Here is a 19,607-nt window from a genome sequence, read left to right on the forward strand (position 1 = left end):
CCCCCGTGATTCCAGATCGTCATGGTACTGTGCGTTCAGATTGATGTCAATAGATCAGGATATGGCAGACACAAGACGGCCATCCGTTATCGGGCATTGATACGCACGGGCAGCGATTCGAACCCCCAGATGAGATTGGACGACAACCGGCGGACCGGGCCGGCGACTTCGGCCCCGCGGGCCCGGGCGAGCAATTCCCCGAAGACCACCCGCAGCTCGACGCGGGCCAGCGCCGCGCCGAGACAGTAGTGCGGGCCGACGCCGAACGCGACGTGGTTGCCCGCGGCCCGCGTGACGTCGAACTCGTCGCCCCGCTCGAAGACGACCTCGTCCCGATCGGCGGACGGCAGCCACACGGCCACCGGCTCTCCGGCGCGAATGCGCCGGCCACCGACCTCGACGTCGGTTCTCGGCGTGCGCAGGGCGTGCATGGCCGGGCTGGTGTAGCGCAGGATCTCGTTGACGACCGCGTCGACCCGCCCGGGCAAGCCGGCCGCGAGCCGCCACTGGTGCGGATGGCGAATCAGGGCGAGGAGGCCGCCGACGGTCGCGTGCCGGGTCGTCTCGTTGCCGCCGGAGACGAGCCCGTCGCAATTCAGGAATATCTCCTCGTCGGTCAGGGCAATGCCGTCGACGGTACCGGCGAGCATTGCACTGATCACGTCGTCACCCGGTTCTCGCCGACGCTCGTCGACCAATTCCTGGTAATAGTCGAGCATGCTCGCGTGCGCCGCCAGCCGATCCATTTCCGAGGCGCCGGAATCGCCGAAGGCAACGCGCGTGCAATGCAGCATGAATTCCCGGTCGGCCACCGGAACACCCAGCAGGTCGCAGATCACGGCAACCGGAACGACGGCCGCGAAATCGGTGAACTCGCACGGCTCGCCGGACAGGACCCGATCGAGCCGCTCGCCGACCAGCGCGCGCAGGTCGTGCTCCAGCCGGGCCACCCGGCGGGGCGTGAACACCGCGCCGATCAGCCGGCGGATCTGCGCGTGACGGGGTGGATCGGTCACGATCATCAGCCGGCCGGCGGCCGCCGCGACGGCCGCCGGGTTCTGGTCGAGACGCATGCCCCGCTCGGACGTGAACGTCGCGCTGTCGCGCATGACCCGAACCGCGTCCGCGTGCCGGGTCACCGCCCAGAACTCGCCGCCGCCGGGGCGCCGGTTGCGGTACACCGGGCTGCTCCGGCGTAGCGCGGCCCAGACCGCCTCGGGATCGCCCGTCGCGTACAGGCCCGGATCGGCGAGGTCGATGCCGTCCGCGGCTATGTCCATGGTCGGGTCTCGGTGCCGGGTTGCGCGGGCCGGCCCACGGTCGCCGCGATCGCCGCCACGTCCTGCGGCGTGCCGAGCACCAGGGCCGGGAGGTGGCGGGAGATGACCTCGATCGGCCAGTCCCACCATCGCGCGGCGAGGAGCATGGCGACACCGTCCGGTGAGAAGCGCGCACGGACGGGCCGCGCCGGGTTGCCCGCCACGATGTGGTACGGGTCGACGTCCGCGGCGACGACCGCGCAGGCACCGATGATCGCGCCGTCGCCGACCGTGACGCCGGGCATCACCGTCGCGTCGCGGCCGATCCAGACGTCGTTGCCGATCACCGTGTCGCCCTTGTGCTTCGGGCCCCGCGCGATGAGCGGGTCGAGCAGCGCGTCCTGCCAGTCCCCCGGAAAGTTGAAGAACGGAAAGCCGGTAGGGCCGCTGTGGACGTGGTTCGCGCCGGCCATGACGAAGCGGACACCCGCGGCGATGGAGCAGAACCGGCCGATCAGCAGCCGCTGCGCCCCGTACGCGTAGAGGACCCGGTCCTCCTCGAACGTCGCGCTGTCCTGGGAGGCGTCGTAGTACGAATACTCCCCCGCGACGACCCGGCTGCCCGCGCCCAGCGTCGGCCGGATGAACACGCAGCGGTCGTCGCTTGTCGGGCGGGGCTCGTCCGGGTCGGGGATGTCGAGCCCGGCCGGCCGGCTGTCCCCGGTCAACTCGGCCGCCGGTCGCCGCCGGATGCGGGCCGAGGCGCCGCCAGGGCCGCGCGCAGGATCGGGCCGGCCTGGGCCACCGCGGCGGGCGTGAGCATCGACGAGTGCTCCGCGTCGATCGCGTGGTGCTCGGGATCGCGAAGGTACGGCCGCCACGCCGGCTCGAGCGGCCCGAGGTCCGCCGCCGTCCTGGATGCCTCGATGGCGAGCACCCGGCCGGAGTACGAGCGGGTCAGCGGCGGCCCGAGCACCCCGGCGATGGTCCGTGCGGCCCGGATCAGCGTCCGGCGCTGCCGATCCCCGACGACCCCGTCCGCGCGGCCGCTGCCGGCGATCTCCCGGTCGACCCAGGCGACGAACTCCTCGTCGGAGGCGTCGGACGAGAGCGGGCGCGGGTAGGGCCGGGAGTCGAACATGGCCACCAGCTCGACGTCGCGCCCCGCGTCCCGCAGCCGACCGGCGATCTCGTAGGCGAGCACGCCACCGAGCGACCAGCCGACGAGAACGTACGGCCCGTCCGGGTCGGTCGCCGTGACCAGGCCGGTGTACCGCTCGACGAGTTCCGCCATCGACCCGACCGGGCGGAAGCGGCCGTGGCTCTCGGTGGCCTGGATGCCGTAGACGGCATCGCCGCGGTCGAGGTAGGGCAGCAGGGCCGAGTAGCACCAGCTGAGCCCGCCGATCGGATGGAAGCAGAACACCGGCCGCCCGGCTCCGCCGCCGCGCCGCAGCTCGATAACGCCGGCGAACTCGTCGCTGGGCGCCTCGTCGAGCCGAGATGCGAGGGCGGCCGCGGTGGGCGCCTCGAAGAGGGTCCGGATACTCACCTCGGCGCCGAGCAGCGCCCGGATCAGGGCGATCAGCCGCACCGCGAGCAACGAGTGGCCGCCCAGGTCGAAGAACGAGTCCGCGACGCCGACCCGCTGCACGTCCAGAACCTGGGCGAACAGCCGGGCCAGCACCGCAGCCCGCGGGTCGGCCGCCACGGTGGACGCGCAACCGGCCCGGCCGTCGCCCGGGTCCGGCAGCGCCGAACGATCGACCTTGCCGTTGCGGGTGAGCGGGAGCGCGTCGAGCACCACGACGGCCGGCACCATGAAGTCGGGCAGCCGCTCGGCCGCGAGCCGCCGCACCTGATTCCCGTCCAGCGCGATGCCGGGTGCCGCCGGTACGACGTAGGCGATCAGGCGGTCGTTGCGCGGTACCACTGCCACCTGGCCCACCGCCGCCTGCTCCGCGAGGACCGTCTCGACCTCGGCCGGCTCGATCCGGAAACCCCGGATCTTCACCTGGTCGTCCGTGCGGCCGAGGAACGTCAGCCGGCCGTCCCGGGTCCAGCTCGCCAGGTCGCCGGTCCGGTACATCCGCGCGCCGGGCGCGCCGGCCGGGTCGGCGACGAAGCGCTGGGCGGTGAGCCCCGGCCGGTGCAGGTATCCCCGGGCCAGGCCGTCGCCGGCGATGTAGAGCTCGCCCGGCACGCCAGGCGGCACCGGGCCCAGCGCCGCGTCGAGCACGTAGACGCGGGTGTTCGCGATCGGGCGGCCGATCGGCGGGACCGGGTCGCCCGGTGTCAGCGGGTGCATGGTGGCGCACACCGTCGACTCGGTCGGCCCGTAGGCGTTGACCAGCCGCCGGTATCGCCCCGCGGACGCGGCGATCGCGGGCGGGCACGCCTCACCGGCCGTCACCACGCTCAGCCCGGCGGCGACCTCGTCGAGCTCGGTCCCGAGGAGCACGGCCGGTGTCAGGATCGCGTGGGTGATCCGGCGCAGCCGCAGGAAGTCGGCGAGTCCCGGTCCGGCGACCCGGTCGTGCTCCTCCGCGACGATCAGGCAGGCCCCGGTCAGCAGCGCGGCCCAGGTCTCGTGGACGGAGGCGTCGAAGCTCACCGAAGCGAACTGCAGGACCCGCGAGTCAGGGCCGAATCCCAGCTCGGTGACGGCCGCCACCACCAGACTGGGGATTCCGGCGTGGGAGACGACGACCCCCTTGGGACGGCCGGTGGAGCCGGAGGTGTAGATGACGTACGCCGGGTGGGCCGGGCGCAGGCGACCGCGCAGGTCCGGTGCGGTGGCCGGGCGCCGTGCGAGGGAGCCCCGGACCGCCGCGTCGTCCAGGACGAGGACCGGCGCCGCGGTGCCGGCCGGCACAGTGGCGGCCAGGTCCCGGGTGGTGACGAGCACCACCGGAGCCGCGTCCTCGAGCAGCAGGGCGATCCGGGCGGCGGGGTAGCGAGGGTCGACGGGCAGGTAGGCCCCGCCGGCCTTGAGGGTCGCGAGCTGCGCGATGGTGACCTGCTCGGTGCGCGGCAGGACGAGGGCCACGATCGCCTCCGGCCCGACGCCCCGCGCCGCGAGCTCGTGGGCGAGCCGGTTGGCCGCAGCGTCCAGCTCGGCATAGGTCAGCGTCGCGTCGCGGCAGGCCAGGGCCGGCGCGTGCGGGGTCCGGGCGGCCTGCGCGGCGAACAGTTCGGGCACCGTGCCGTGCGGTACCTCGAGGGCGGTGTCGTTCCACTCGACGAGCATCTGCCGCCGCTGCGGTGCGGACAGCAGCGGAATCTGCCCGACCCGCACGTCCGGGTCGGCGATGACCGCCTCGAGCACCCGGACCAGGCCGGCCGCCATCTTCTCGATCGTGACGCTGTCGAAAAGGTCCACCCGATAGCGGATCGAGCCGCTCAGCCCGCCACCCGGGGCCTCGCTGTCGTCGCCGAGGACGAACGACAGGTCGAAGGCGGCCAGCCCCGGCCCGGTCTCCTGCCACGCCACCTGCAGCCCCGGCAGGGCGACCTGCGCGTCCCCGCCGATCCGCATGGAGACGCTGACCTGGAACAGCGGGTTGGCCCCGGGGATCCGCTCCGGCGCGAGCGCCTCGACGAGCGACTCGAACGGCACGTCCTGGTTGGCGAACGCGGCCAGGTCGGCCTTCCGGACCCGGGCCAGGAGCTGGGTGAAGGCCGGGTCCCCGGACAGGTCGGTGCGCAGCACCACGGTGTTGACGAAAAAGCCGATCAGGCCGTCGAGGACCTCGTCGGTGCGGCCCGACGTGGCCGTGCCGAGGGGGATGTCCGTGCCGGCGCCCAGCCGCGAGAGCAGGACGGCGACGGCGGCCTGGAACACCATGAACGGAGTGCACCCGGCGGCACGGGCCGTCGCGGCGAGCCCCGCGGCCACGTCGGCGCCCGCCTCGAAGCCGACGAGCCCCGCCCGCAGGCCGGTGCCGGGCGTGCGGGGCCGGTCATAGGGCAGGCGAAGCTGGTTCGGTACCCCCGCCAGCGCCTCGCGCCAGTGGGCCGTCTGCCGCGCGGCGAGGCTGTCCGGTTCGGCCCCGTCGCCGAGCACCGCCCGCTGCCACAGCGCGTAGTCCGCGTACTGCACCGGCGGAGCGGCCCAGCCCGGCGCGGCACCGGCCCGGCGCGCCGCATAGGCCTCGGCGAGGTCGCGCAGCAGCGGCGCCAGCGACCAGCCGTCGCAGGCGATGTGGTGCACCACGAGCAGCAGGACGTGGTCGTGGGCCCCCAGCGCGAACAGGTACGCCCGCAGCGGATGCTCCTCGGTCAGCCGGAACGGCCGCTCGGCCGCCGTGGCGAGCTCCCGGTCCAGCGACGCCGGATCCGTCGGCAGCACGCGCAGGCCGGGCCGGGCCTGGGCCGCGGGCCGCACGTGCTGCCACTGCCCGCCGTCCGCCGCCGGAAACACCGTGCGGAGCACCTCGTGCCGCTCGACGACGTCGCCCAGGGCGGCCTCGATGGCCCCGGCGTCGACGTCGCCGGTCAGGCGCAGCGCGAACGGGATGTTGTAGGCCACGCCGCCGTCGAGCTCGTTGAGGAACCACAGCCGGCGTTGCTGGAACGACATCGGGAGCCGATCGGGCCGGACGGGCGCGGCGCGCAACGGGATCGACGCGGCCCGGCCGCCGCCGAGCCGGTCGGCCACCCCGGTGACCGTCGGCGCCTCGAGGAAGGTGCGCGCCGAGAACTCCACGCCCAGCACCGAGCGGATCAGGCCGACCAGCCGGGTCGCGGCGAGCGAGTGCCCGCCGAGGGCAAAAAAGTCGGCGTCGGTGTCGACCCGGTTCAGCCCGAGGACCTGGGCGAAGAGCGCGGCGAGCACCTGTTCGCCGGCGGTGCGCGGCGGGCGGCCGCCGGCCGGGGCATCCAACGCGGGCGCGGGCAGGGCGGCGCGGTCGAGCTTGCCGTTGGGCGTCAGCGGCCACGCGTCGAGGACCACGAGGGCCGAGGGCACCATGTATTCCGGCAGCCGTCGCCGGGCGGCGTCGCGGGCCCGTGCCACCACGGCGGCCGGGTCGGCGTCCGGCGCGACGAGAAGGTAGGCGACCAGCCGGGGGTCGCCGGGCACGGCACCGCGGATCATCGCCGCGGCCCGCCGGACGCCGGGATCGCCCGCCAGGACGGTCTCGACCTCGCCCAGCTCGATCCGGAAGCCGCGGAGCTTGACCTGGTGGTCGACCCGGCCGAGGAAGTCCAGGCGGCCGTCGCGCCGCCGGCGGCCGAGGTCGCCGGTGCGGTACATCCGCGATCCCGCCGGGCCGAACGGATCGGCGACGAACCGCTCCGCGGTGAGTCCGGCCCGGTTGAGGTAACCGCGCGCCAGCCCGGCGCCGGCAATGTAGAGCTCCCCCGGCACGCCGGGCGGGACCGGGCGCAGCCCCTCGTCGAGGACGTGGACCCGGGTGTTGCGGATCGGCCGCCCGATCGGCGGTGGTGTCGTGCCGCACAGCACGTCGAGCGTGGACCAGATCGTGGTCTCGGTCGGGCCGTAGAGGTTGAACGCGCCCGGCCCGCGCAGCCGTTGCGCCAGCCCGGACGGCAGGGCCTCGCCGCCGACCAGCTTCCGCACGCCGTCCAGCCGCTCGCCGGCGACCGACAGGACGGCCTGCCACAGGGCCGGAGTCGCCTGCATGACCGTGGCCCCGGCCGCCTCGGCGAGCGCCACGAGGGCCGCCGGGTCGCGCACCTCGCCGGCGTCGGCGAGGATCACGGCGGCCCCGCTGACGAGCGGCAGGAACAGCTCGAGGGCGGCGATGTCGAAGGCCACCGTGGTGACCGCGAGGAGCCGGTCGTTCCCGTCCAGCGGTACGTGCCGGGCCATCGCCGTCAGGAAGTTGGCCAGGCCGCCGTGGCGCACGACGACGCCCTTCGGCCGGCCGGTCGAGCCGGAGGTGTAGATGACGTAGGCGGGGTGCTCACGGCCGGCTCGCTCGGCCCCGGTGGGCTCGGTGTCCGGCTCGGCGGCCAGCGCGCGGCGGGTCTCGTCGGAGTCGAGGACGAGGCACGGCACGTCGTACGCGGGCGACCCGGTGCTGAGCAGGCAGACCGGGCGGGCGTCGGCGAGGATGCCGGCGATCCGCTCGGCCGGATGGCCGGGGTCCACCGGCAGGTAGGCGCCGCCGGTCTTGACGACCGCGAGCAGTGCCACCACGAGGTCGATCGAGCGGGGCAGGGCGATCGCCACCAGCGACTCCGGGCCGACGCCTCGCGCGGCGAGCAGGCGGCCCAGGCGGTTGGCGCGGGCGTGCAGCTCGCGGTACGTCAGCTCGCTGCCGCCGCACCGGACGGCCGGCGCGTCCGGGGTGGCCGCGGCCTGGCACCGCAGCCGCTCGGCGAGCAGCCGGTCTTGTTCCGGCTCGGCGGTGTCGTTCCACTCGACGAGGATCCGCTGCCGCTCGGCCGGGCCGAGGAGGTCCACCGTCCCGATCGGCCGGTCCGGGTCGGCCTGCATCGCCGCCAGGATCCGGACGAGCCCGTCGGCCGCGGCCCGGATCGTCTCCGGCTCGTACAGGTCGGCGGCGTACTGGATCGTGATCTCCAGCTCGCCGGGCCCGCCGTCGCCGTCGCGGTGACCGGTGACGATCACGGTCACGTCGAACTTCGCGGCGCCGGCGTCGACCGGCTCGGCCTGAGCGACCAGTCCGTCGAAGTCCGGTACCGCCGCCGGGTCCTCGATCGTCACCAGGACCTGGAACAGCGGATGGCGGGCGGCGCCCCGCGGCGGGTTGAGCGCCTCCACCACCCGGTCGAAGGGCACGTCCGGATGCGACCAGGCGGCGAGGTCGGCGGCGCGCACACGCTCCAGCAGCGCCCGGAATGTCGGGTCGCCGGCGGTGTCGGTGCGCAGGACCAGCGTGTTGACGAAGAAGCCGACGAGGTCCTCGAGGGCCTCGTCGGGGCGGCCCTGGACGAACGAACCGATCGGGATGTCGGGCCCGGCGCCGTAGCGCGCCAGCAGGACGGCGGTCGCGGCCTGGGCGAGCATGAACAGGCTGGTGCCGGTCTGTCTGGCCAGCCGCAGCAGACCCCGGTGCAGCCCGGGCGCGCATCGCACGGTGTGCGCGGCGCCGCGGTGGGAGGCGAGCGCCGGGCGCGGGCGGTCGGCCGGCAGCGTCGCCTCCGGTGGCAGCCCGGCCAGCGCGCGCTGCCAGAACGCCAGCTGCCGGGCGGCGAGCCCGTCCGGGTCGGCGTCGTCGCCCAGCAGCTCGCGGTGCCAGACCGCGTAGTCGGCGTACTGCACCGGCAGCGGCTTCCAGTCCGGGGGCTCGCCGCCGAGCCGCGCGCGGTAGGCGATGGAGAGGTCCCGCCACAGCGGCCCGTTGGAGGCGCCGTCGGTGACGATGTGGTGCAGGACGGCCAGGAGCACGTGCTCGCGCTCACCGACCGCCAGCAGGTGCATCCGCAGCGGCAGCTCCGTGCCGAGATCGAAGGGTACTTCGGCCAGCCGGGCCAGCCGCGCCGGTACCTCGTCCGCGGCGACGGCGGTGACCGGCAGCGGGAGGCCGATCGTGTCCGCGGGCCGGATCTCCTGGCCCGGCACACCGTCGCGGACCCGGAACACGGTGCGCAGGCTCTCGTGCCGCCCGGCGACATCGCACACGGCGAGCCGCAGGGCGGCGCGGTCCAGCTCGCCCCGCAGCCGCACGGCCAGCGGCACGTTGTAGGCCGGCGAGGGGCCCTGCATCTGGCTCAGGAGCCACAACCGCTGCTGGGCCGCTGACAGCGGGATCATGCAGGGTCGTCGCTCGCCGCCGCGACCAGGCTGGCGGGCCGCAGGTCCGTCCAGTGCCGTTCGACATAGTCCAGGCAGGCGGCGCGGGTGTCCTCGCCGAAAGCGGTGACCCAGCCGGCCGGCACGGCGATGGTGGCCGGCCACAGCGAGTGCTGGCGTTCGTCGTTGACCAGCACCAGGTACGTCCGGTCCTCGTCGTCGAACGGGTTGGTCACGTCGGTCTCCTCGGAAGCGGGCGAGCCGAAGCCGGCGGGTTTACCGTGGTCAATGTACGAGCCCGCCGTGGGCGGTGTCGGCGGCATCAGCGGCAACTTCTCGGCAGTTTCGGCCGCCGGGGTGCGCCGGCCCGTCAGTGGGCGTCCGGCCGCGCGAGCGGTCGCAGCCGAGGTGCGGACGCCGCGGCCGGGGCGGACGCGACCCGCTCGGCGAGCCGGGCCACCGTCGGGGCCGCGAACACGTCGCCGACCGTCAGGTGCGCGCCGAGCCGGCCGCGGATGCGGGCCACCACCCGGGCCGCGACGAGCGAGTGGCCTCCGAGGTGGAAGAAGTCGTCGTCGACGCCGACCCCCTCGACGCCGAGGAGCTCCGCGAAGATCGCGCAGAGCGTCGCCTCCGCGGCGGTGCGCGGCCCGGGCCCGGGTCCGGCGGCGGTGACCGGCGCGGGCAGAGCCCGGCGGTCCAGCTTGCCGTTCGGGGTTCGCGGCAGGGCCGGCAGCCGCACGAACGCGCTCGGCACCAGGTGGTCCGGCAGCGTGGCGGCGGCCGCCCGGCGAAGGTCGCCCGCGTCGAAGGCGACGTCCGGCCGGGCCACCACGTAGGCGATGAGGCGCCTGTCGCCCGGGCGGTCCTCGCGGGCCACGACCGCCGCCTGCGCGACCGCCGGGTGCCGCGCGAGGACGGCCTCGACCTCGGCCGGCTCGACCCGGAAGCCGCGGATCTTCACCTGGTCGTCGATCCGGCCCGCGTACTCCAGCGTGCCGTCGCCGCGCCGGCGGGCGAGGTCGCCGGTGCGGTACATCCGCTCGCCGCGCCGGCCGTAGGGGTTGGCGACGAACCGCTCCGCCGTCAGGCCGGGCCTGCCCAGGTAGCCGTGGGCGAGACCGACGCCGGCGACGTAGAGCTCGCCGATGACGCCCGCCGGGACGAGCTCCAGGCCGGGACCGAGGACGAAGGCCCGCTTGTTGGTCACCGGGACCCCGATGGGCACGCTCGCGCCGCCCAGCGCGGCCGGCGTGACCTCCAGGTAGGTGGTGAGTCCCATGCTCTCCGCCGGGCCGTAGCCGTTGACCACCCGCAGGCCGGGGTGGCCGGCGAGCGCCCGGCCGACGTGGGCCACGGACGCCGCCTCCCCCGCGGTCATCGCCCACCGCAGGCCGGCGAACACTCCGGGGTGCTCGTCGAGCAGGTAGTTGAACAGGCTCGCCGACAACTGCAGCATCGTCACGCCGTGCTCGGCCGTGAGTCGTTCGATCGCGTCGGGCTCGGGGAGGTGGCCGGGCTGCAGGACACACCGTCCGCCGTGCAGCAGTGCGCCGAAGAGTTCCAGCGCGAAGGCGTCCCACGACACCGGTGAGCACTGCAGGAAGACCTCGCCGGGGCCGAAGTCGCAGTACTCCTGCGCGAAGTAGGTCCCGGCCAGGGCCCGGTGCGGCGAGGCGATGCCCTTCGGACGTCCCGTCGAGCCTGACGTGAACATCACGCACGCCAGATCGCCCGCGTCGCCCGGGACGCCCAGGTCGTCGCCCGGCCGTGCGGCGATGACCGCGCCCTCGGCGTCCAGGTCCATCAGGGGCGCGTCCCTGAGCCGGACCGCACCGGCGGCGTCGGTGACGACGAGCGGCCGGCCGATTCCGGCCAGCACGGCCGCGGTGCGCTCGGCGGGGAACGCCGGGTCGAGCAGGGTGTAGCCGGCACCGGCCTTCAGCACCGCCAGGAGCGCCGTGACCAGGTCGAGGCCGCGCTCGAGGTACACGCCGACGAGCGCTGCCCGGGTGGCCCCGGCGGCGCGCAGGTGCCGGGCGAGCCGGTTGGCCCGGGCATTGAGCTCGCCGTACGTCAGCCGCAGCGGGCCGTGCACCACGGCCGTCGCGTCCGGATCGGCCCGCACCCGGTCCTCGAACAGCTCATGGAGGCGGCGGTCGGCCGGGAACTGCGCCGTGGTGCCGCTGCACGCCAGCAGTTGCCGGCGCTCGCCCGGCCCGAGCACGTCGATCCGGCTCATCCGGGTCTCGGGATCACCGGCCATCGCGGTCAGCACGCGCAGCAGCCGCTCGGTCAGCCGCTCGGCGGTCGGCCGGTCGAGCAGGTCGGTGGCGAACTCGAGCGCGCCGCGGACCCCCGCCGGACGGCCCTCGCGGACCTCCTCGGTCAGGAAAAGCGTGAGGTCGAACTTCGCGGTCCGGGTCCCGCCGGCATCGAGCAACTCGGCCCGCACTCCCGGCAGCCGCGGCTGCGCCACGGCGGTGTCCTGCAGCACGAGCATCGTCTGGAACAGCGGGTGCCGCGCCGCCGACCGCACCGGGTTCAGGTGCTCGACCAGCCGCTCGAAGGGCACGCTCTGGTGCTCGAAGGCGGCCAGGTCGGCCTCGCGCACCCGGGCCAGCAGGGCCGTCACCGACGGGTCGCCGCGCAGGTCGGTCCGCAGGACGAGCGTGTTGACGAAGAAGCCGACGAGGTCGTCGAGCGCGTCGTCGTCCCGGCCGGCGACGACCGTGCCGAGCGGGATGTCCTCGCCGGCCCCCAGCCGCGCGAACAGCACCGCGAGGGCCGCCTGGAACACCATGAACATGGTCACGGCGCAGCGGCGGGCCAGCGCCAGCAGGCGCCGATGGAGCTCGGCGTCGATCTGCATCGGGACGAGGTCGCCGCGCAGCGAGGGCCGGTCCGGCCGGGGCCGGTCGAACGGGAGGGCCAGCTCGTCGGGCCCGCCGGCCAGCGTGCGCTCCCAGAAGGCGAGGTGCCTGCGGATCGGGCTGCCGGGGTCCGCCTCGTCGCCGAGCCGGTCACGCTGCCAGAGGGCGCAGTCGGCGTACTGCACCGGCAGCGCCCGCCACCGCGGCCCGGTCCCGGCCAGGCGCGCCGAGTAGGCCGTGGACAGATCCTCGAACAACGGCCGCAGCGACCACCCGTCGGCGACGATGTGGTGTACGACCAGCAGCAGCACGTGCTCGCCGGGGCCGAGCGCGATGAGGTGGGCACGGATCAGCGGCCCGCGGGACAGGTCGAAGGGGGCCGCGGCCAGCTCGAGCATCAGATCGTCGAGCCCGGCCGGGGCCGTGGCCGGGCGCCGGAGCTCGATGACCGCCTCCCCCGGCGGCAGGACGCACTGGTGCGGCTCCCCGTCCTCGGCCCGGAACACGGTACGCAGCGCCTCATGCCGGTCGGTCACATCGCGGATCGCCGCCGCGAGCGCGTCCGCGTCGACCGGCCCGCGCAGCCGTACCGCGGTCGGAATGTTGTACGAGGCGCTGGGGCCGTGGATCTGTTCGAGTGTCCAGAGCCGCTGCTGCGCCGGCGAGAGCGGCAGCGGGTCGGGCCGGGGATCGACCGGCCGCAGGGCCGTGCGCACCGGATCCGTGCGGTCCAGCCGGGCGGCGAGCCGGGCGACGGTCGGAGCCCGGAACACGGCGCTCAGGTCGAGCTCGGCGCCGAAGACCGCGCGGATGCGGGTGGCCACCCGCGCCGCCAGCAATGACTGGCCACCCAGGTCGAAGAAGTCGTCGTGAACCCCGATCGACTCCCGGCCGAGCATCTCGGCGAAGATCCCGGCGAGGATCTCCTCGCGGGGCGTGCGCGGCCCGGCGGGCGGCGGTGGCGCCCCGGCCCTCTCGGGCAGCCGCTCAACCGGGCCGCCCCGGCCCCGCCGGTCGGTGAACGCGCGCCACTGCTCGGCCGGGGCGAGCACGACCTGAGAGATCCGGGTGTCCGGCGCGCGGGTCATGGCCGTCACCATCTGCACCAGCCACCGGGCCAGGGCCGTGGCCGACGCCTCGTCCCAGCGGTCGGCGGCGAACTTCAGCCAGCCGGTCACGCCGTCCGGGCGCCCGTCGGCTGTGCGGGTCTCGGACAGGTCGAAGAAGAGGTCGAATCGGGCCGAGCGCTGCTCGACGAGCTGGCTCTTGCCGGTCGCCACCGCCAGGCCCGGGAAGTCGGGAGCGCCGGCGTAGTCGCTCTGGATCGCCAGCATGGCCTGGAACAGCGGGTGCCGGCCCGGCACCCGGCGGGGCGCCAGCGCCTGCACCACCAGGTCGAACGGCGCCTCCGCGTGGTCGAACGCGGCCAGGTCGGCCGCCCGCACGCGCCGGATCAGCTCGAGGAAGGTCGGATCGCCGGAGACGTCGGCCCGTAGGACGACGGTGTTGACGAAGAAGCCGACGAGCTCGTTGAGCGCCTCGTCGGGGCGCCCGGCCACGCCCGTGCCGATCGGGATGTCCTCGCCCGCGCCGAGCCGGTTGAACAGCGCGGCCGTCGCCGCGTGCAGCAGCATGAACAGCGTCGTGCGCGACCGCCGAGCCAGGGCGAGCAGATCGCGGTGCAGGGCGGCGTCGATCGTGACGACGACGGCGCCGCCGCGGTGGCCGGTCGGTTCGGCGTGCGGCCGGTCCGCGGGCAGGTCGAGCTCCTGCGGCATCCCGGCCAGCGCCGCGCGCCAGAAGGCGAGCTGTTCGCCGAGCAGCGAGCCGGGATCGTCGGGCGGGCCCAGGACGTCGCGCTGCCATCGGCTGTAGTCGGCGAACTGGACCGGCAGCGGCTCCCAGTCCGGCCGGCCGCCCCGGCACCGGGCCCCGTACGCCCGGCCGAGGTCGCGCAGCAGCGGATCGATCGACCAGCCGTCCACGACGATGTGGTGCATCACCAGGTAGAGCACGTGCTCGCGCGGCGCCCGCGGGATCAGCACGGCCCGCAGCGGGATCTCCCGCGACAGGTCGAACGGCGACAGCGCCAGCCGCTCCACCGCGGCGTCGATGTCGTGCGGGGCGTGCTGCAGCACCCGCAGCGGCGAGACCACCCCGGCCATCGGCACGATCTCCTGCCGCGGCAGGCCGTCCTGGTCGGGAAAGACGGTCCGCAGCGCCTCGTGGCGGGCGAGCACGTCGAGCAGCGCATGGCCCAGCGCGGTGACGTCCAGGTCCCCGCGCATCTCGGCGTGGATGACGACGTTGTAGGTCCAGCCGGTCCCGGCGAAGCGGTCCAGCAGCCAGAGTCGCTGCTGGCCGTACGACAGCGGCGTCACCCGGCGCGTCCCGGCGATGCGGTGAAGGCGTGGATGTCCCCGAAGCCGCAGCGCGGCTCGACGACCCGGCCCTCGACATAGTCCTCGGCGACGCGGGCGAGCCCGGCGTCGCCCGGGAACCGGGGCGGCGGCCAGCGCAGGGTGACCTCGTTCAGCCCCTCGTGCACGACGCCGGGCGCGACGCCGATGGTGTGCCTCGCCCAGCGGGACGTCAGGGCCAGGCCGGCCACCGGGCTCCCGTTGACCAGCACCGCCACCCGGTTGTCGTCCGGGTCGGCGTGCGGCGATCGGCAGGTCAGCGCGAGCTCGACGGCCTGCGGGCCGCCGGCGACGAAGGTGAAGGCCGACCGCGCCGTGAACGCCCGGTGATAGTGCCGATCCGGGGTGCCCGGCGCGCCGGTGACCCAGCCGAGGTCGTGCGGCTGGCGGGCGGCCGAGCTGTAGTACCGCTCGAGCAGATCGGTGTCGCGTTCGGCCACCCCGTGCTCGGCGATCCACAGGCGCACCAGGTCCCGGCGGGTCTCGGGGTGCCGGGCCGCCACGGCGTCGGCGATCGTCCCGGCCAGCAGCGGGTCGAGCTGCTGGCGGTTGTACTCGAACAGGTAGCGCTGGATCAGCTCGGAGCCGCGCTCGGCGACCCGCTCGGCCGCCCGGCCCATCGGCAGCGGAGCCCGCCGCGCCTGCAGCTCGAGGAAGTCGATCATGATGGCGACGATATGGGCCGACTGCCGTACCGCCGCCTCGATGTGATGACGGACCACGTCGGCACCCTGCCACCAGTGGGCATTGTGGACGGCTGCGAGGAAGTGGGCCTCCGACGCGACGGCGGGCGGCGGCGCCGGTACCAGCGCCAGCAGCTCGCGGTAGGGCGCGGCCGGGGCCCCGAGCAGGCCGAGGACGGCGGCCGCGACGGCGGCGACCGTGACCTGGATGCCCTCGGCGGTCAGGTGGCAGTAGTCGAGGAACAGGCGGCGATCGGGTGCCGTGCCGCCGAGGTGCTCGGCGAACAGCGCCGGGCTGTCGAGCACCGCCTGGCCGGGCCGGCGGCCCGCCGCGCGGAGCACGCCGGTCGTCACCGCGTGGCACCGGGGCGCGTACGGGATGGAGGCGTCCCACAGACAGGCGTCCCGGGCCCGTTCGAGCGCCGCGCGGGCACCCGGGTCGTCGCCCGCCGCCGCCGCGCACTCGGCCAGGGCGAGGTGCCCCACCGGTGTGGTACCGCCGTCCAGGTCCACCAGCCGCCGCGCCGCCGACCCGGCCGCCGCGAGGTCACCGCACCGGATCGCCGCGGCCAGCGCGCGCTCGTGGCCGAGCCACTCGCGGTTACCGTCGCCGGGCAGGTGCGGAGCGTTGGACACCGGGTCCCGCCAGTCGGCGAGATTGAACTCGGGCACGATCCACAGCACGGGGACGCCCGCCGCCGCATAACGCTCGGCAACGGCGGCGACGACGGACTCGCCGCGGGCCCGCACCGCCCGCTCGGCGTGTTCGCGCAGGCCGGGGAAGCCCCGCTCGAGCACGGCCGCCGCGAGGTACGGCACGTCCGGCGCCGCCGCGGGCCGGTCGACGCCCCAGTTGTTGCCGCAGAACATGACCAGCGCGTCCGGCTGCAGCGCCAGGGCGGCCAGCGCCACGTCGCGGATCTCGTAGCGGATCGAGATCCGGGCCAGGTCGAGCACCTCGACCCGGTCCGGCCCCAGCCGCCGCGCCAGGACCGCCTCCAGCGCGCGGGCCGGGTTGTACAGCGGGTCGTAGAGGTAACCGCGGGCGACCGACTCGCCGAGCAGCAGCACTCGCCGCCGGGCGCCCTTCGGCGGAATCCGATGGAGGTCCGCCCACTGGTGCCACTCGGCCGCCAGCGCCGGGTCGCGGGTGTAGGCCTCCGGATCGGCGTCGTCGCGGCGCCAGATGCCCACCCGGCCGGCCGGGCCGGGAGCGCCGGGAGCGCCGGCTCCGGCCGCCGGGGCCGCGGTCAGTCGCAGCAGGCGGGCCGCGGCCAGGCCGTCGCCCTCCAGCAGCTCACGGGCGAGACGCTCGGCGAGCGGCCGCAGGGCGTTCGGCGGCCTGGACATAGGCATCCTCACTCAGAGCAGGGTGTAGACGAGGTGGTCGACCGCCTCGCCGGACGAGGCGGCCCCGGACGCCGGCGTGACGCCGCCCCGCCGCTGCCACAGCGCCGGGATGCCGGCCCGCTCCAGGACGAAGTCCTCGACGACCAGCAGATCGATCCGGCTGCGGACGAAGCAGTTGAGCGCGTCCACGGTCGTGCACACGATCGGCTCGCCCCGGACGTTGAACGAGGTGTTGAGCAGCACCGGGCAACCGGTCTGCCGGTGGAACTGCTCCAGCAGCCCGGCGAAGCGCGGGTTGGTCGCCGGGTCGACGGTCTGCACCCTGGCCGTTCCGTCGACGTGGGTGACGGCGGGCAGGTCGAGCGGCGAGATGACCGGGCAGGTCTCCAGCATGAACGGCGAGGGGTGATCGAGCTCGAAGTGCTCCCGGGCGTGCGCCTCGAGCACCGCCGGGGCGAACGGCCGGAACGACTCCCGCAGCTTCACCATCGCGTTGATCCGGTCGCGCATGTCCGGGCACCGCGGGTCGGCCAGGATCGACCGCGCGCCCAGCGCCCGCGGCCCGAACTCCATCCGGCCCTGCGACCAGCCGACCACCCGGCCCGCGGCCAGCTGCCGCGCGACATGGGCGAGCAGCTCGTCCTCGCGGTCGCGGAAGTCCTCGAAGCCGGCCGAGCTCGCGGCGAGCAGCGCGTAGGTGTCCGCGCTGGTGTTGGCCGGGCCGAGGTAGGCGTGGGCCAGCCGGTCCCGCTGCGGCCGCTCGCCGGTCCGCCGGACGTGCGCGACCGCCGCCGCGCCGACCGACCCACCGGCGTCGCCCGCCGCCGGCTGGACGAACAGCCGCCGGAACGGCCCCTCGCGCAGGCAGCGGCGGTTGGCCACGACGTTGAGCGCGACGCCCCCGGCCATGCACAGGTTCTCGCTCGGCACCCGCTCGTGCAGGTAGCGCACCTTGTCCAGGAGGATCTCCTCAAGGAGCACCTGGATGCTGCGGGCCACGTCCTGGTGGAACGCGCGGATCGGCGACTCCGGCGGCCGGGGTGGCCGGCCGAGCAGCTCGACCAGCCGGTCGGAGTACATCACGTCTCCGGTCAGGAAGCCGAAGTAGCCGAGATCGAGACGGAACTGACCGCCCGGTCCGATCTCGACCAGCCGCCCGAGCTGCTCGACGTAGCGGGGTCGGCCGTAGGGCGCGAGCCCCATCACCTTGTACTCGCCCTCGTTGACCTCGAAGCCGAGGTACCCGGTGACGGCGCTGTACAGCAGGCCGAGCGAGTCGGGGAAGTCGACCTGCTCGAGCCGCTCGATCCTCGCCCCCGCACCGGCGGAGTAGGTGGTGGTCGGCCAGTCGCCGACGGCGTCCACGGTCAGGATCGCGGCCTCGTCGAAGCCGGAGTAGTGGAAACTGCTGGCGGCGTGGGACAGGTGGTGATCGACGACCTCGACCGGCCCGTCGTATCCGGTCCACCGCCGGATGAGCTCCAGCGGCGACGGCTGCAGCATCCGCTCCGCCAGCCGCCGGCGCCGCGCCTCGGGCAGGCCGGGCAGCATCCCGGTCCAGATCTGACGGGAGAGCTTCTCGACCGGGTCCTCGTAGTACGCGACGCAGTCGATGTCGGCGATGGTGGCGCCGGCCTCCCGCAGGCAGTACCGCAGCGCGTGCCGCGGGAAGGACCGGTCGTTCTTGACCCGGGTGAAGCGCTCCTCCTGCACGGCGGCGACGATCCGCCCGTCCCGCAGCAGCGCACAGGCCGAGTCGTGATATCCGGAGGAGATCCCGACGATCACCGAATCCATCGGTAGACTCCGATTCGCGTCGACGCCCCGGTGCGGCCGGTCCGGGCCCCGCCCAGCATGGCCCACCGCCGGCGGGGCGCACGACACGACGGCGCGAAACTGCCGCCGTTCCGCCGTCGGTGCTGCCGCACGCCTCCTTGCCCGGCGCCGCGACGGCGGGCACGATAGCCGGGCACACCGGCCGAGACCGTCTGGAGCGGATACATGACATCGTCGCCCGGCACCACGGATCGACCGCCGGGTGGACTGCTGCGATGGCACCGCGACTTCCGGCTGTTCTGGATCGGCGAGACCACAAGCCAGCTGGGCACGAGCGTGTCCCGCATCGCGCTGCCGCTCGTCGCGATCACCACGCTGCACGCCAGCACCGTGCAGATCGGCGCCCTCGCCGCGACGACCTGGCTGCCGTGGCTGCTGATCGGCCTCCCCGCGGGCGCGCTGGTCGACCGGCTGCCGGCCCGCCCGCTCATGGTGGTCTGCAACATCGTGTCGATCGTCAGCTTCGCCGGTGTCGCGGTCGCCGCCTGGCTGGACGTCCTGACCATGGCGCAGCTCTTCACGGTCGCGCTGGTGGCCGGCACGGCGGGCGTCTTCTTCGAGACGGCCTACCAGATCTATCTGCGGGATCTGCTGGAGCGCGATCTGCTGCCCGAGGGCAACGCGAAGCTGCAGGGCAGTGCCGCGGCCGCCGGGGTGGCCGGTCCCGGGCTGGGCGGCATCATCGCCCAGGCGTTCGGCGCCGTGCTCGGGCTGCTGCTGGACACCGTCACGTTCGTGGTCTCCACGATCTGTCTGCTGGCCAGCCGGCCCGGCCACCGCCGGGCGGACGGCGCCCGGCGCACCGGTGGGCTGCTCCGGGCGATCGGCGAGGGGCTGCGGCTCGTCGCCCGCGACCCGTACCTGCGCACCTTCACCGTCTACGGTGCGGCGAGCAATCTGGCACTCAACGCCTACCAGGCGCTGCTGGTGGTCTTCCTGGTCCGCGACCTCGGCGTCGCCACGGGCACCGCCGGCCTCGTCATCGCCGCCATGACCCTGGGCGGAGTCGCCGGGGCGGCCCTCGCGACCCGGGTCGTGCGCCGCTTCGGCACCGGCTTCGGCGTGCTGGTGTGCCAGCTGGGCGTGCCGTTCGCGTTGCTGATCCCGCTCGCCGGCCCCGGAGCGCGCCTCGCCTTCCCGGTCGTCGGCGGCGTGGCGCTCTCCGCCGCCATCGTCTCGGCCAACGTCATCAAGGGCAGTTGGCGGCAGTCGTACTGCCCCGGCGCGATCCTCGGCCGGGTGACCGTCACGGCACAGTTCCTCAACTACGGCACGATCCCGCTCGGCGCCCTCATCGGCGGGGCGCTCGGCACGGCCCTCGGGGTCCGGCCCACGATCTGGATCGGCGTCGGGGCACTGACGCTGTGCGGCCTGATCCTGCTGACCGGACCGCTGCGCCGCCACCGCGACCTCCCCGAGCACCCGGAGCCGGTCGCGGTGGCCGCCGGCGGCGGATGACG

Annotated in this window: 8 protein-coding genes; 1 reads left to right on the forward strand and 7 read right to left on the reverse strand. The window is 74.8% G+C overall.

Annotated elements, in window-relative coordinates; genetic code table 11:
• Positions 1 to 86 precede the first annotated feature (86 nt).
• The 7 genes from ACQP2P_RS32305 to ACQP2P_RS32335 form a co-directional block, all read right to left on the reverse strand.
• On the reverse strand, positions 87 to 1,280 hold the full coding sequence (locus ACQP2P_RS32305) for a cytochrome P450 (protein ID WP_433607258.1): 1,194 nt from the start codon (positions 1,278 to 1,280) through the stop codon (positions 87 to 89).
• Positions 1,271 to 1,987 carry a CatB-related O-acetyltransferase gene (locus ACQP2P_RS32310; protein WP_433607260.1) on the reverse strand — a complete coding sequence of 239 codons (717 nt, stop codon included), beginning with the start codon at positions 1,985 to 1,987 and terminating at the stop codon, positions 1,271 to 1,273. The genes ACQP2P_RS32305 and ACQP2P_RS32310 overlap by 10 nt, the downstream gene beginning before the upstream one ends.
• A complete protein-coding gene (locus ACQP2P_RS32315) occupies positions 1,984 to 9,006 on the reverse strand; it encodes an amino acid adenylation domain-containing protein (protein ID WP_433607262.1) in 7,023 nt (2,340 codons plus the stop codon). Before ACQP2P_RS32315 ends, ACQP2P_RS32310 begins: the two co-directional genes overlap by 4 nt.
• Positions 9,003 to 9,221: an MbtH family protein gene (locus tag ACQP2P_RS32320; RefSeq protein WP_433607264.1), complete on the reverse strand. Its 219-nt coding sequence runs from the start codon at positions 9,219 to 9,221 to the stop codon at positions 9,003 to 9,005. Before ACQP2P_RS32320 ends, ACQP2P_RS32315 begins: the two co-directional genes overlap by 4 nt.
• A gap of 134 nt (positions 9,222 to 9,355) precedes the next feature.
• Positions 9,356 to 14,239: an amino acid adenylation domain-containing protein gene (locus ACQP2P_RS32325; RefSeq protein WP_433607266.1), complete on the reverse strand. Its 4,884-nt coding sequence runs from the start codon at positions 14,237 to 14,239 to the stop codon at positions 9,356 to 9,358.
• The gene (locus tag ACQP2P_RS32330; RefSeq protein WP_433607268.1) at positions 14,236 to 16,311 is read right to left on the reverse strand and encodes a hypothetical protein; all 2,076 of its coding nucleotides are present in this window, start codon (positions 16,309 to 16,311) and stop codon (positions 14,236 to 14,238) included. The genes ACQP2P_RS32325 and ACQP2P_RS32330 overlap by 4 nt, the downstream gene beginning before the upstream one ends.
• Positions 16,312 to 16,323: 12 nt before the next feature.
• A complete protein-coding gene (locus ACQP2P_RS32335) occupies positions 16,324 to 18,108 on the reverse strand; it encodes a carbamoyltransferase family protein (protein ID WP_433607270.1) in 1,785 nt (594 codons plus the stop codon).
• Positions 18,109 to 18,312: 204 nt separating this feature from the next.
• Between ACQP2P_RS32335 and ACQP2P_RS32340 the strand changes: the two genes are divergently transcribed.
• Complete coding sequence (locus tag ACQP2P_RS32340) at positions 18,313 to 19,605, forward strand: MFS transporter (RefSeq protein ID WP_433607272.1); 1,293 nt, start codon at positions 18,313 to 18,315, stop codon at positions 19,603 to 19,605.
• Positions 19,606 to 19,607 lie beyond the last annotated feature (2 nt).

This window comes from Dactylosporangium sp. CA-139114 (assembly GCF_050955725.1).
GTDB lineage: Bacteria > Actinomycetota > Actinomycetes > Mycobacteriales > Micromonosporaceae > Dactylosporangium.